The organism is Microbacterium sp. BE35, from assembly GCF_031457705.1.
GTDB classification, from domain to species: Bacteria; Actinomycetota; Actinomycetes; order Actinomycetales; family Microbacteriaceae; genus Microbacterium; species Microbacterium trichothecenolyticum.
Window position 1 is genome coordinate 1,203,055 of record NZ_JAVDXD010000001.1, and the last position, 13,999, is coordinate 1,217,053.

Sequence of the window (13,999 nt, forward strand, 5' to 3'; positions counted from 1 at the left end):
ACTGCGCTTGGCGCAGCACCCGAAGGATCTCTATCGGACGGACTCGACGGTCCGGATGGTGCCGGTGAGCACCTCTTCGTCTTCCTCGGGCTGGTAGTTGCGCCCGATGACCATGCCGATGATGGTGATGACGCAGGCGACGCCGACGTAAATGGCGATCGGGATCCATGCGTTGGTCGCATCGAAGAGCGCGGTGAAGGCGAGCGGAGCGATCGCGCCACCCAAGGTGCTGCCGAGCGCGAAGCCCATCGAACTTCCCGTAGCCCGAACGCGAGGCGAGAACTGCTCGGTGATGAACGCGCCCTGCGGCCCGTACATGAACGAGTGGATGATGAGACCCACCACCACGCCGACCGTCAGCGCCACGGCGGATCCACCGGCAATCAGTGGGAAGAAGACGAATGGCCAGCCGATGGCTGCCACGGCCGCGAGCCCGAAGAGGAGTCGTCGGTTGATGTGGTCGCTGAGCGCGCCGGCGAGAGGGACGAAGATGATCTGGCTCACCGAGCCGAGCAGCACCGCCACCAGGACTTGTTCACGGGGGAAGTTCAGAACGAGCGTTGCCCAGGTGTAGATGAACACGGCGAATAGGGCGTACGTGACGTCGGGTCCGATCCGGGCGAAGGCTGCGGCGATCAGGCCTCGCCACTCATAGCGGAACACATCACGCAGCGGCGCCTTGGCCTGCACTCCTTCGCGCTGGATCGCTTGCGAGATCACCGTGTCTTCCAGCTTGACGCGGATGAACAGACCAAAGGCGACCAGGATGGCCGACACGAGGAAGGCGATCCGCCAGCCCCAGGTGAAGAACGCTTCGTCCGACATGCTCGCCGACAGAACAGCCAGTGAGATGTTGGCCAGAATGTTGCCGGTGGCCGGTCCCATCTGTGAAGCGGAGGACCAGAAGCCACGACGCTTCGCGTCGCCGTTCTCGTTGCTGTACAGCACGGCGATGCCGAGCTCGCCCCCGACACCGATGCCCTGCGCCAGCCGGAGGAGCACCAGCGCGATGGGAGCGTAGATGCCGACCGCGTCGTAGGTGGGCAGGAGGCCGATGATGAATGTGGCCACGCCGATCAGCACGAGTGTGAAGACAAGCACGTGCTTCCGGCCGATCTTGTCGCCCAGGCGCCCGAAGATGAGAGCGCCCACTGGCCTCGCGACGTAACCCACGGCATACGTGGCGAACGCGAGCAGCACGCTGGTGAGCGGATCTTCGCTTGGGAAGAACAGCCGCGGAAAGACGAGCGCGGCCGCGGAGGAGTAGATCGCGAAGTCGTACCACTCCAGAGCGGTGCCGGTGAGGCTCGCCGCGAACGCTTTGGCTCGATCTTTCGGTGGGGCGATGGTTTGGCTCATGCTAGGTCTCCTTTGATGCTGCTAGCGGGACGTGAAGGACGGGTGCACCTTCAATATACTTAGCGTATATTGCCTCTTAGATTACCGTTGCGCAAGTGGGTGGCCGCTCGCGCCGTGGGAAACCAAGCGAAAGGGCTAAGGATGAGCAGTGAAGTGCAGCGATCGAGCGCAGCAGACCATGGGGGGGCGCACCGCACCGTGCGAACGCCAGATGGTCAGCGCTGGCATGTGGTTGAGGCCGGTCTGCCCGAGAACACCACCGTCGTTCTCGTGGCTGGTTTCCCTCAGAGCGCGTACGCGTGGCGTCGCGTGATTCCGCTTCTCAGCGATGATTTCCATGTCGTGGCAGTTGATCTGCCGGGCCAGGGGTACTCGGCGGCGCCGGCGGATGGGTATGACACCACGACGACGGCTCGAAGGGTAAACGCGCTCCTGACGCATCTCGGCGTGGGTCCCCACGTCTATGTGGGACACGACGTCGGCGCGTGGGTCGGCTACGCGTACGCTCATCTTTTCCAGGAGACCGTCCGCGGTGTGGCGCTCCTGGACGCCAACATCGCCGGGGTTACCCTCCCGGACTCGATCAAGTTGGGTCCAGACAACTGGCGCAACTGGCACTTCCTGTTCAACGGGGTCCTCGATCTTCCCGAAGCGCTTCTCGCGGGGAGGGAGCGACTGTTGATCGAGTGGTTCTTCGCAGGAAAGACGGAGAGCTGGAAGGCCACCTTCAGTGAGGCCGACGTGGATGAGTACGTCCGGGCGTACGAGACACCCGGCGTGATGCGCGGCATGCTCGGCTACTACCGTGCGGTGCTGCAGGACATCGACGATCACGCGGGATACGCCGAGCGGCCCACCGCGGTCCCGATCCTCGCCCTGGGCGGTGATGCCGGCTCTGCCCCCGACCTGTACGAAAAGCTTGCCCCACGGGTGCAGGACATCCGAGGCGGGCTGGTTCCCAACTCCGGGCACTACATCCCGGAGGAGCAGCCGGGGTACCTCGCTCGCGCGCTCCGCGAATTCATCGCCGAGGTCGGGTAATCCGTCGCCGCATCGCGGCATTACAGGCGTGCGAGTACGGGGCCGATCGACGATCGGCCCCGTACTCGCGCCTCCGGCATCAGGCCGCGAGTTCGCTCCTGAGCGCATCGATGACGGCGACGTGGTCCTCGAGCGGGAGGCGATCAATGGTCATCTGCAGCTGCCCGGGTCGATCGACACGAGAGTCGTCAATGGCTTGGCCGATGTTCACGGAGGCTGCGAGGACCTCCTCTTCGAACCTGCCATCGAAGTGCTTGAGGAGTGCGGCGCTCTGCCCCGGCTTGAGGGCCGCGATCGCGGTCAGCAGCGCGTATGCTCCCCAGTTGGCGACGCCTGCGACAAGCAGATAGTCGGCACCCGTGACAGCGGCGATCTTCTCCCCATTGGGGATGTCTCGCTCCACAATCTCTGGGGGGAGATTGCCCATGCCGATCTCGTTCCCGCCGTCGCCAATTCCGATCGTGGTCCACGGCGCGGCCCATCCGTCGTCCTGGAACAGATAGTCCAGCGGTGCGGTGTCGCCGGAGATGTCCCAGCCGTGCTCGCGATGAGGCTTGCCGTCCTTCGCCAGCGAGCAGCGCTCAATCGCCACGATGTGCGTGAGCGGATCGTCACCCGCGGAGAGTCGATCCCGAAGCGTACGCACGGCACCCGCGTCGACCGCTACAACCTCGAGGTTCACACGCCCCGGAAGGACCTTCGTAACCGCCCATGCAGCCTTCGCGCAGGGGGCATCGGTGATGACCGTCACGCGAGCACCGCTCTCGAGCAGTCCCGCCGCCAGCTGTGCCATGCCGTTGAACCCGTCCGTCTCCGGCGACGGCGGCTCCGCGTGCCTCACGAAGAAGCCGCAAACGATCCCCACGTGGGGACTGGGGTGATCAGCGATCGATCGGGCAGCCTTCTCAAGGTCGCCGCGAGCAAAATCCACGAGGTTGCTGATATCGCGCCGCACGGTCCGACCCACGATGCGCTCCATCGCGCCGATAGCTGCACTCACGATTCTTCCTTCCGTTGGGAGGCCGTACGCCTCAGAATATACTTAGCGTATATTCTGAGGATACAGAACGGAAGGCACATCATGCGTGGACAGAATCACACCCAGAACCCGAGCGCGCTCGTGACGCCCGTGTTGCGGACCGGCGACCTGATCTTTGTGAGCGGCCAGCTGCCGCGGATCGATGGGGAGCTCGCGGCGGTGGGACCTGTTGACGAAGCCGTGTCGCAGCAGGCAAGAGCGGCGGCGGGGATGTCCGCAGACGCGTGTCTTGATCTTGTTGCCTCCGCCGCGGGCGGTAGGCCCTTCATCGTCGCCAAGATCACTGGTTTCGTTGCGATCTTGGAAGGCTTCAAAGGAATCGGGGGCGTTGTCGATGGCGCCTCCGAGCGCATCTTCGAACGGTTAGGGGATGAACATGGTCGCCACGCGCGTAGTGCCGTGGGTGTGGCAGGACTTCCTCATGGTGCGAGTGTCGAAGTCGAGATGGTCGCACGCGTGCTGTGACGCCCATCCCGATCGCGCTCAGGCGTGCTGAGCCCTAGGAGGGACTGGTCAGGGCATCTTCAAGGGGAAGCAGCGGGACCACGGCATGGTCCAGGACTTGGTTCAGCCGCTCCAATGCCGTGCGAGCGTGGGCGACAAGGAGGCTCACCAGGCGCGCTCTGTCTCGGTCGGCGATCGCCTCAATAATCTGTTCATGCTCGGCGAGGTTGCTGTCCAAGCGGGCGTTGTGATCGCGGGGCGAGGCGGCTTCCAGCAGGTAGATCTGGACGTTCAGACGACGCACGTGGCGATGGGTCGATTCCGCGAAGGAGTACACGAAACCGTTGCGAACGGTCTTGTGCATCCGAAGATGGAACGCCTGGTTCGTCGACGTGATCGCCAAATAATCGCGAGCAGCGATATCGATCGCGTACTGCGCCTGAATCGCACGCAGGTCAGCAACGAGGCTGTCATCATCGAACTCGAGCAAATGGCCCAGCATGTTCTCGACGACCTGCTGCGCCCGAACAATCTCTAGCATCTCAGGAAGATCCAGCGCGCGAACGAACAGCCCACCCCGATTCGGCGCGATCGTAACGAAGCCTTCCGCCGCCAGCCGGTTCAGTGCTTCTCTCGCGGGCGTGCGGCCCAACCCGAATCGCTTCAGCAAGAGAGGCTCATCGATGCGACTTGCCGGTGGAAGAGACAGGTCAATGATGCTGGACCGGATCTTCTCCACCGCAAGATCTGTCTGAGAGAGGTTCGTGCTCATGTCCTCGCCTTCAAGGCACTCGTGGCGATCCAGGATACTTCCCGTATACCTAACCTTATACTGCCGGCGCTGTGTCCCGACGAGAGCGGGTGGGCGGTCGCTGCGCTGCCGCCGCGAGGTTGTGGCCAGAGGCGATCGAGTGAGTCGCCGGTCGTGGCGGACTCAGGCTTTGGCCCTACCGTCACGAGCAGCGCTGCCGGCCGACGATCTGACGGACGAGTGAAATGTCTGCCATCGGCACTGGGAGAGCAAGAGAGCGAGCGCATGGGTCGAGGATGCCGCCTGACCCATGCGCTCGTCGCCGCATGCTGCCTACGACTTCAGGCGCCGTCGTGCGGCGAGTAATAGCCCGCCGACGATGGCGAGCAGTATCCCGCTCAGCAACACGTTGCCAGTGACGACGCCGCCGGTCGCCGCGAGGTCAGCGGAGGAGATCTCATGGCGCGTGGCACAGGCAGCGCTGGGGTCACAAGCGCCGCGGGGATCGTCGCTGCTAAGGACATTCGAAACGATCAGATCGCCCGCGCCGGTGACTGAAACGGAGTAGGTGATGGTCACGACCTGGCCGGGAGATAGATCGCCCTGCCACTCCAGCGTCGATCCCGCCAGAACGGCCACGCCAGACGACGCAACCGGTTCGTCGGTGAGGGACGCGTCGTCGAAGACGTCGGCGAGGTTGTCTGTGACGCGCGCCGCAGGAATTGCGCCGACGCCAAGCTGCGCAACGGTGATCGTGTACGTGATGCGATCACCACGGGTGACCTCCACGCCGGGTGCGGGAGTGGAGGTCTTCGAGTAGATGTACGAGCCCAGCGGGTGCTCGGTCTCGCAATCGCCATCTGTCGCGCATCCCTCGCTGGTGACAACGTTAGTGAGCACGCCGTCGCCGGTTCCCGGCGCGGCTACCGTCACCGAGTAGGTGATGAGCGCCACGTCCCCCGGCTCCAGAGCGCTGCGCCACGACAGCACCCCTTCGGTGACCGTGACTTCACCAATGTCGCTCGCCGCGTCCGCGTTGTAGGTGGCGTCGTCCAGCGTGGCAGACAGGTCGTCGGTCAGGCTCGCGGTCACGTCGCCAGTGCCGCGCTGAGTCACGGTGATCTTGTAAGTCACCACCTGCCCGGCCGTGACTGTATCGCCGCTCGCGGGGTCCGAGGATTTCACGACGGAGTAGTCGCCGGCGAAGTGCTCGGTTTCGCACGAAGCCTCATCCGCGCAGCCATCGCTGATGACCGCGTTTGAGAGCTGCGTGTCCCCTTCGGCGTTCACGGCGACGGAGTACGTCACCGTGACGACGGCTCCGGGCGCGAGATCACCTGACCACGTCAGCGTCTGAGCCTCGGGGTCGAATGTCGCGACACCCGAGGATGCTGTGATGTCGCCGTTCAGCACCGCATCATCCAGAACGTCGACCAGTTGGTCGGTCAGGTTCGCGGCGCTGACCGCGCCTGGTCCTTGCTGCGTCACGGTGAGGGTGTACGAGATGACGTCGCCGACCGCCACCGACGAGCCCGATGCCGGATCCGACGATTTCACCACCGAATAGGTCCCGTACGGGTGGGTTGTCTGGCAGTTGTCCGCGGTTGCACAGCCGGCACTTGTGATGGCGTTGTGGAGCGTGCCATCCCCGTTGCCGGTCACGGTGACCGAGTACGTGATCCGTGCGGTGCCACCGACCGGCAGAGTGCCCGTCCACGTCAATGTCGAGCCGTCGAGATTCACCTGTCCGACGGTCGCTGAGACGTCACCGTTGTAGGTTGCGTCGTCCAGCACGTCGGTCAGGCTGTCGGTGAGCTCAGCATTGGCGGGGGCGTTGCCGACCTGCGTCACGTCGACGGTGTAGGTGATGACATCGCCTGCCCCAACTGGCGCGCCGGATGAGGGATCTGAAGACTTGACGACGGTGTAGTTGGTGGCGTTCGGGATCTCGAGCTGCGCCGAAACGTCCACTGGGTTGAACGTCCAGTCGTCGATGTCCCGCACATCGCCCCACGGTCCGCTGACGTTGTCGTTCGGGTTGGTGATCGGGTAGCAGGGCCAACCATGCACGCCACCGGCGACGGAGCTGTCAAATCCCGCCCTTCCGTCCATCACGGGGGGAAGGCAGCTCGGAGTGTGGTCACCAACGAGCAGTTCAGTGTCATTCCAATAGAGCGTCGAGGTACCCGCTGCGGCACCATTCAGCGCCGTCACCGAGATTCCGGAGCGCGCCTCCACATCGTTGTTGATGAAGTGAATCTCGCCGGCCTGTGTGATGCGGACCGTCGCGTTGAACAGCGTCTCGGGGGTGATGTCGGCGCCTTGTCCATCCTTGCCGTCGAAGGTGATCGATTGATGAGGTTCAGCCGTGATCGAGATCGGAACTGTCCGATCGTTCGGCCCGCCGTACTGGCCATCACCGTTCGCATCGATCAGCAGCTCAGCGTTCCCGACGTGGCCTGTCGCATCGAACGTGAATACTCCGGAGCGGGTGTTCGAGCTGCTGGGTGTGAATGCGAGGTTTTCAATGGTGGGGTTCTCAATGGGTGGCGCCACGAAGACACGTTGACCCGCGCCGTCGACCGCAGAGGCCGGAAGGTCGGCCGCGGGCTCCTCGAAGAACACGTGGTAAAGCACTCCGCACTCCGGGCCTGAGCGCCGGTACTGGGGCAGGAGGTTGTCCCGACTGCTGTACGCAGAGATGCATCCCGCGGTTGGGTCGCCGGCCCTCACTACCCCGAACTGGTTGGCGAGGAAGACGCTGTCGATCCCGATGTAGCCGTAGTAGGCCGCCGCGTACTTGTGTCCGGTCGAGCCGAGGTACCAGAGGTTGATGTCGATCGAGTCATCATTCTTCAGCTTGAACTCGTCGCTCCAGACCCTGCCGGGGACAGTCGTTGCCCCGTCCTGCACATTGATCGACCACTGCATGTTGTTGTTGCCGTTCGCGAACACGCGATCAAATCGGATCGTCCAGATGCCGTCGACGGGTGCGGTGAGGTCGTTCATCACGCAGTTCGCCGGGACGCCTACGGGCATCTGACAGGAGTGGGACGCACCTGCCGGGTCGATGACGGTCGCTGTGGCGAGTTGGTTGTTCGCCGTCGGTTGTGTAAAGGCGACGTCGACGTTCTCTCCCGCCTTCGCCCACGCGAAGAACATCTGGAAGTTGCGAATGTATGCGCCTGCATGCGAACCGGCGGCTTCCGCGCGTTGTGCTGGTGCGGCCATCAGCCCGAGGCCGACCAGGCTTGCTGTCACCAGCATGGTCGCCGCGAGCATCCCCACCCCGCGACGCACAACGCGTCGCGTGTGTTCGTGGCTCCGCCGAATCTCATTGTTCATGTGAATTCTCCGCAGCGGCCGCACGCCGGGTCGCTCCAGGCTCTCGCGTGCGGCGGCGGGATCGGCCACCGATTGGCAGTCAGGTGGATCGAACGTGCCCATCCTCAAACGAGCGACGCTTCCAGGGCTCGGGGGCCCGCATTGTGCGGTACAAGTTGGCGCTGACTGCGGATCCGGAGCTGGGACCCGAGCCCCCCCCACGCGATGTGCGACCGTGTATGCCGCTGCCCGCGCCGACTCCTTGCAGCCCGACTGCAACACAGGTCCAATGAGGAACTGGGAGATTGGCGGGTGAACATGCAGCGCTGGATCAGCGTGACATTCCGGGAGGATCTCAAACTGCTCGAGAGTATGACCAACCCCCAAGATCATGCAGAGCTAGTCGACCTCGCCAAGAAGATTCAGCGAACGAGAGAGAGCTTCCGGGGAACGCCCTCCGCATTGAACGACTTGCAAGAGGAGTACCGCACGAAGCGGGCGCTAGCCGTCTCACGTGCCCGTCGTCCTGGCCCGTCCCGCTGAGACATTCCATCAGACGGCCGAATTCTGCATCGGTGTCGCGGCTTCGGCAGCGCTGCCACCGACCGGGGACGCAGAATCCTGCCTGTGACCGTCCCTCGCCCCGCCGCGGCGCACCCACGCCCGACAATCGACGACTCTATTACTCACATCAGCGTCTGATGATGACCGCGGCGATGTCACACGCGCTGTCGTCGCCGGAATTCGTTCGGCGGCGTTCCGACCACGATTCGAAACGCGCGATAGCCTGCATCGTCCGAACCGAACCCCACACGCCGAGCGATCACTTCAAACGGGTCTGCTGTCGCGACCAGTTCAGATTGCGCGGCCTGCACGCGCCGTCGCCGGATGAGCCGCGACACGGAGAGAGGTTCGCCCGAGAACAGCCGCTGCACATGTCGCACCGGGACTGACAGGCGCCGTGCGATCAGAACCGCACTCAGCATTGGGTCGGCGTACTCACGCTCGATGATGTCGTAGATCCGGCGACGCGAACGCTCCTCCTCGCCGAAGTATGTAGTCGCGCGCTGTTGCGCCCCGAGCAGTGCCCGCGCGATGTCGACGAGGGCGCGGGAGAGGTGCTCGGAGTCCGGGGTGTTGTCGTCCGGCGAGGCTCTGCGCACCCCCGCCATCATGGACGCAAACACCTCGGTGAGCGACGATTCGTCGAGCACTCCTCGGCTCAAAGACTCTAAGCCGCCGGGCAGGAGGCGAAGCAGGCGGGTCGGAACGATGAGTGTTGCGCAGGTGACCGGCTGAGGGCACTCGGCCACATAAGGAGTATCCATGTGATGCGCATAGATTTGCCCGGCGGTCGCCGTCATCGTCTTTCCGCGGACGGTGATCCTGACCGTTCCCTCGATGACGTGGACGATCCGGACAAGGTCGCGCGAGATGGTCTGGATGTCCGCTTCTGATCTGACGGTCCGATGTGCAGGCAAGCGGATCTCCTCGTAGCCGATGTCTTCTAGAGGTATCGACAACAAGCTCGCTCGAAACTCAGCGGGCGTCTCGGTCATAACGGTGTGCACATCGGAGAGTTGGTCGAGACCCGTCTGGCCTTGGTAGCGGAACGTTATGCGGGTGCCGGACAACGCCGCAGGGGTGACACCGATCGGCGGAAGACCTGTCGTCATCCACACCTCCCGTACTTTGGCTTGAGAGCGTCGGGTGACTCTCTTGGGCCGCCGCATCGACTCCCTCTCACGACCGGCTGGCGCTTCGGGGGCGGTCCCTGACGGGGACAGGACGAACTGGAAGTCGCGGTCAGCAACCGGACAGAAAGTCGAATCCAGGCTAGCCCGGCTCGCTCGGTCGGTATCGGTTGTGACTCGTCGTGTCGTTCTTGACGCGCCCGCGCACCAGAATGCTCGGGGACGTTCGGTAGTCGACATGAAACGTCGCTCCGGGTCTCACTTTCCGGGTCGACGACCCGCCTCTGCTCCTGCCGGTACACGCCGGAGACGACCTGTTTGTGGAGCATCGGCCCCGGCTGAAACCCATTCGCATGCGGGTCGACTCGCCGCCGCAGCGATCCACCGCATGCAGTCAGAACGCGGGCAGATTCACCAGATTGTTCGTCCACTGCCCGTCGGCGTACGTGCGGAGGTACGGCTGACCGAACCTTGGCCTGACCACGCGAACCTCGACGTGGTCGGTTCCGCTACCCGCAAACGCGGAGTTCTCCTCCTTCTCCACCCAAGCCACCATCGTTCTCTTGTCGTTGTCGCCGGTGGTGCCGGTGGTGATGTTCGTCCACCGGAAGCGGACAATCTCGTCCTCTGTCTTCTTCGTGCTCCCGAAGCGGACGTGCGTAATCTCGATAGCCATCTGTTCTCCTGTTGTGCACGCGGTGGTGTGAACGGTGTCTACGTGTGGGGCGGGGTGGGCGCACCCGCCCCGCCCCACACCCGTCAGTCAGCAGACGGCGGAGAAGGTGCTCGTGCAGGCTGCGCTGACCGTGCTGGCGAACTGCATATCGAATGTGTGATCGTCGGCACGGTCAAGCGCCTGCAGCGACAAGAGGTACCCCATTCATCTCACCTCCCTCGCCGGGTCGGGCCGCGGAATACGGCGAGTGGTCGGTGGACCCGCGCACCGGTGTCAGGTACGGAACGCAGGCCGAGTCGTGCGGTAGACCATGCACCATGGCGTCGTAGTCGATCAGCGTGCCCAGCACGCCGGCAGCGCCGGTAGCCAGATCGCAAGACGCGCGCAACAGGCCGTCGCCAACGAACCGAACCTCATCGTCATTGCGCACCGTGTGTAGTCGCATCGCGGTGGTATGACGATGGAGCGCCGCGGTTGTTGCAGTGCTTGCTAACCCGGTCCGCTCGAGTGTGAGGAGGAGCTGGATGAGGCCGGCACGGCCCTGGAACAGCCCGCCCTGGACAGTGAACGGCGCGGTCGCGGCGCGCGCGATGCCGTCCACGGCCTCGAGATAGCGACTGTGTCCGGGCAAATGCGTGAGGAGCTGAGCGAGAACCATCCCGATACCCGCGGAACCCGTGCCGAGATAGGGGAGCAGACGCCATCCCTCGTCGACATGAAGGGCACCATCCGCAGCAGCGCGCAGCGAGCGGAGGTCGAAGTCGATGGCTTCGGTCGCGATGCGGAGATGCTCTGGGTCGCCCGTTACCTCGAACAGTCGCACCGCGAACAGGGCACTGCCCGTCGCTCCGCGCAACATGCCGCCGGCGCTGGTCGCGACTTGCGACGGCGGGTCCACCTCACGCCATCTGTCCCGGAGGCGCGTTGCGATGTCGAGGGCGGCTCGACGCATCCAAGGATGCCTGTCGCTTTCCGCAAGTAACGTCAGGCCCAAGCCGGGCAGTCCGCTGTATAAGTCGAAGCCGAGCCCGTCATAACGGATGGTCGACAGTCGGATGAGGTGCCGGTCGGCAACCGCATGGAGCCCCATTCGACGGTAGGCCCACACGGCGCCTGCCAACCCATCGAACAGTCCGGCGCGGGCAGGCGAGCCGGGTGCAGACTCGGCCGCACTCACCCATGCCAGGTGGTCCTGCGCCGGGGGGAACCCGGCGTGGTGCAAGACGGTGAGAATACCTAGGGCGCCGTGCGCAAGGCTGGTGGACGGTTCGCTGAATTGCGCCGGGTCACCCGGCCACAGTCGGTCTCGTCGCTCGGGTGATGCATCCTGGTACAGCGTCCTCGCGATGTTGTCTGGCGTGGCCGTCGCGTCACCCGCCGGAACGGTCGAGGTTTCCCGCCGACGCAGGGTCGCAACTATGTCGTGGACCCACGATGTTTCGAGTTCGAACTGTGCTGCAGCCTCGTTCGCGAGTTCACCCAGCTTGCCGAGGTCCAGGTTCAGAAGCGGAATGAGCGGGACGTACAGGAATAGTTCGATACAGGCGAGCGCGTACAGGTCTTGTTCGAGCGCGCCTCGCCCGTCCGTCGCGACGAACCCCGGTGCGCCGAGGACACCCGGGTGTTCGTCCGCGATCGGCCGGGACATCTCCAGATCGATCAGAACCACCGTGTCGTCTTGTCGCACGAGAACGTTCCCCGGATGCAGGTCGCCGTGCACGTGGCCGGCGTCGTGCAGCGCCGTCACCGCTTGGCGGAGCGAAGCGGCAACCGCGTTGACCCAGTCGCGATACGCGCGACGTGCTTCGAGGGAAGGTTCAGCACCGGCCAATGGGTTGCGAGCGACGGAGGCGGCGGTCAACGTCATGGCGTCGATCTGATCCATCGCGAGGTACACATGGTCGTGCGCGGTGAACGTGGCGATCACCCTCGGCACTGGTGCGCGTCCTTGCAGATCTGTGAGGAGCCTCGCTTCGTCATGTAGCCGCTGCACGGCGTTCCGGCCGTCAGGAGTCCACCCAACGTGCGGTCTGGCCTCCTTCAGGATCACGGGCAGGCCCTCAAGTTCGGCCTCGTAGATACCTCCTGCGTTGGAGAAGTGCAGCGCGCCGCGAACGTAGGGAAACCCGTCGGGGGCAGTCGAGTCCAGTCGGCCGTCAAGCTCCGCGCGGAGAAATTCCGGCACCCGCACCCATGGTGGGACATGGAAGGAAGGCGCTCGAACATCTGGAACGAGCACACCGGTATCCAGATCGCGCAGCGCGGGCACGTCGATGCCGTCGACCGTAACGAACTGCCTGGTGAACGCTCCGTACCGGACGAACACGGGTCCCTGATTCCACCGGAGATCAGTCAGAACATACGGGCCGGGTGTGCCGGCAAGCGCGGCGTCCAGTTCGGCGAGATGCGAGTGCAGGTCCGCAGCGAATGTCGGGTAAACGGCGATGAACTTCCCCGACGCGCGGCGATCGCCCTCCTTGGCCAACGTTGCCTGCAGGGTCCGCCGATCTCGGAGGAACTTAAACGGCAGGGCGTGGCGGTTGCAGTGCAACGACACCGTGGCGAGAACAGCATCGGCGGTAGCCGGGGTGGCGCTGACGTGAAGCTTCCAGCCCTGCTCGGGAAGGGTGACCCCGGGCGGCATCCAGAACGACCACGTCTCATCGCCAACCTGCGACCACGTCTCCCATTCGGCAGCTTCGACAGGGGCGAACAGTCCAGCCGCCTCGACACCGCGTCGGTGTGGCTGGTCGTAGAAGCGCGGGTGGGCCGCCGCGTACAGCGGGTAGGTTGCGTCCACAAGTCCCCATCGATGTCGGCGCGAATGATGCACGACATTGTGTGATCGGACGGTGGCCAGCGAGCCGCACGGGCCGTGCTCGACCTCAGCAACGGAGAACGCTCATTTGACCCGGCCCCAGTGCAAAATCTTGTGCCACCGACGCGCTCCGGACGTAAAACTTGGGACTCGAAAATCACTCAAATGAGTGATCCGGCGTCCCGGTCCAGGTGGTTACGAGCGCCCCACAGGGCGAGTTGGGTGCGGTCATCCACGCCCACCTTCTTCAACGCGGACTGCAGCTGCGATCTGACGGTGTGTACCGACAGCCGCAGGCGGTCGGCGATCTGCTCGTTGCTCGTGGTGCCGCTGCACAGCACGGCGACAACGCGTCGCTCAGCCGTCGAGAGCCGGGCGACCAGGTCCGGGTCACTGGCGCCCCGTCGCACGAACTCGCGTAGCACCGGGGTGGTGACCCGGCCTGAGAGAAGCGCTTCCCCACGCATCGCGGCACGAATGGCTGCGAGCAGCTGGTCGGAATCGTGGCTCTTCAACAGATACCCGATCGCCCCAGCGTCCAGAGCGTCTGTCACGTAGGCGTCGATGGCGTAGCTGGTCATCACGATGACCGCGACCGGGGCCTCGGAAGTCGACCGGACCAGCTCCCGGGTCGCCTCCACACCCGTCATCCCAGGCATTTGCAGATCCATCAGCACCACGTCGGCGCGATCTCTGCGGGCGACGGTGACAGCGTCGAACCCATTGGAGACCTCGCCGATGACACGCACGCCGTCGGCGGCTTCCAGCTGCAGCCGCAACCCCTTCCGCACAGTGCGGTTGTCGTCAGCGATCAGCACTCGGATCGGGGTGGCGCGGGTTGTCATCGTCTCAA

10 protein-coding genes are annotated in these 13,999 nt (G+C 64.4%); 2 read left to right on the forward strand and 8 right to left on the reverse strand.

What is annotated here, in order from left to right; genetic code table 11:
* Positions 1-30 precede the first annotated feature (30 nt).
* The gene (locus J2Y46_RS05305; RefSeq protein WP_310240782.1) at positions 31-1,359 is read right to left on the reverse strand and encodes an MFS transporter; all 1,329 of its coding nucleotides are present in this window, start codon (positions 1,357-1,359) and stop codon (positions 31-33) included.
* A 141-nt stretch (positions 1,360-1,500) separates the two neighbouring features.
* Between J2Y46_RS05305 and J2Y46_RS05310 the strand changes: the two genes are divergently transcribed.
* Positions 1,501-2,400, forward strand: a complete 900-nt coding sequence (locus tag J2Y46_RS05310) for an alpha/beta hydrolase (protein WP_310240784.1) — start codon at positions 1,501-1,503, stop codon at positions 2,398-2,400.
* Between the two features lie 79 nt (positions 2,401-2,479).
* On the opposite strand, the gene J2Y46_RS05315 is transcribed toward J2Y46_RS05310, so the two are convergent.
* The gene (locus tag J2Y46_RS05315; protein ID WP_310240785.1) at positions 2,480-3,400 is read right to left on the reverse strand and encodes a glutamate cyclase domain-containing protein; all 921 of its coding nucleotides are present in this window, start codon (positions 3,398-3,400) and stop codon (positions 2,480-2,482) included.
* Between the two features lie 81 nt (positions 3,401-3,481).
* Between J2Y46_RS05315 and J2Y46_RS05320 the strand changes: the two genes are divergently transcribed.
* Positions 3,482-3,904 carry a RidA family protein gene (locus J2Y46_RS05320; protein WP_310240787.1) on the forward strand — a complete coding sequence of 141 codons (423 nt, stop codon included), beginning with the start codon at positions 3,482-3,484 and terminating at the stop codon, positions 3,902-3,904.
* 34 nt (positions 3,905-3,938) lie between these two features.
* On the opposite strand, the gene J2Y46_RS05325 is transcribed toward J2Y46_RS05320, so the two are convergent.
* The 6 genes from J2Y46_RS05325 to J2Y46_RS05350 form a co-directional block, all read right to left on the reverse strand.
* Positions 3,939-4,655 (reverse strand): GntR family transcriptional regulator, encoded by a 717-nt coding sequence (locus J2Y46_RS05325; protein WP_310240788.1) that lies wholly within the window; start codon positions 4,653-4,655, stop codon positions 3,939-3,941.
* A 312-nt stretch (positions 4,656-4,967) separates the two neighbouring features.
* Entirely contained in the window at positions 4,968-8,081 is a 3,114-nt protein-coding gene (locus J2Y46_RS05330) for a hypothetical protein (protein WP_310240789.1), read from the reverse strand.
* A gap of 596 nt (positions 8,082-8,677) precedes the next feature.
* Positions 8,678-9,634: an AraC family transcriptional regulator gene (locus J2Y46_RS05335; protein WP_310240791.1), complete on the reverse strand. Its 957-nt coding sequence runs from the start codon at positions 9,632-9,634 to the stop codon at positions 8,678-8,680.
* A gap of 412 nt (positions 9,635-10,046) precedes the next feature.
* Positions 10,047-10,328 (reverse strand): DUF3892 domain-containing protein, encoded by a 282-nt coding sequence (locus tag J2Y46_RS05340; RefSeq protein WP_310240793.1) that lies wholly within the window; start codon positions 10,326-10,328, stop codon positions 10,047-10,049.
* A gap of 172 nt (positions 10,329-10,500) precedes the next feature.
* Positions 10,501-13,128 carry a class III lanthionine synthetase LanKC gene (gene lanKC, locus J2Y46_RS05345; RefSeq protein ID WP_310240795.1) on the reverse strand — a complete coding sequence of 876 codons (2,628 nt, stop codon included), beginning with the start codon at positions 13,126-13,128 and terminating at the stop codon, positions 10,501-10,503.
* Between the two features lie 179 nt (positions 13,129-13,307).
* Positions 13,308-13,991, reverse strand: coding sequence for a response regulator transcription factor (locus J2Y46_RS05350; RefSeq protein WP_310240797.1), 684 nt, complete (start codon positions 13,989-13,991; stop codon positions 13,308-13,310).
* Between the last annotated feature and the right edge of the window lie 8 nt (positions 13,992-13,999).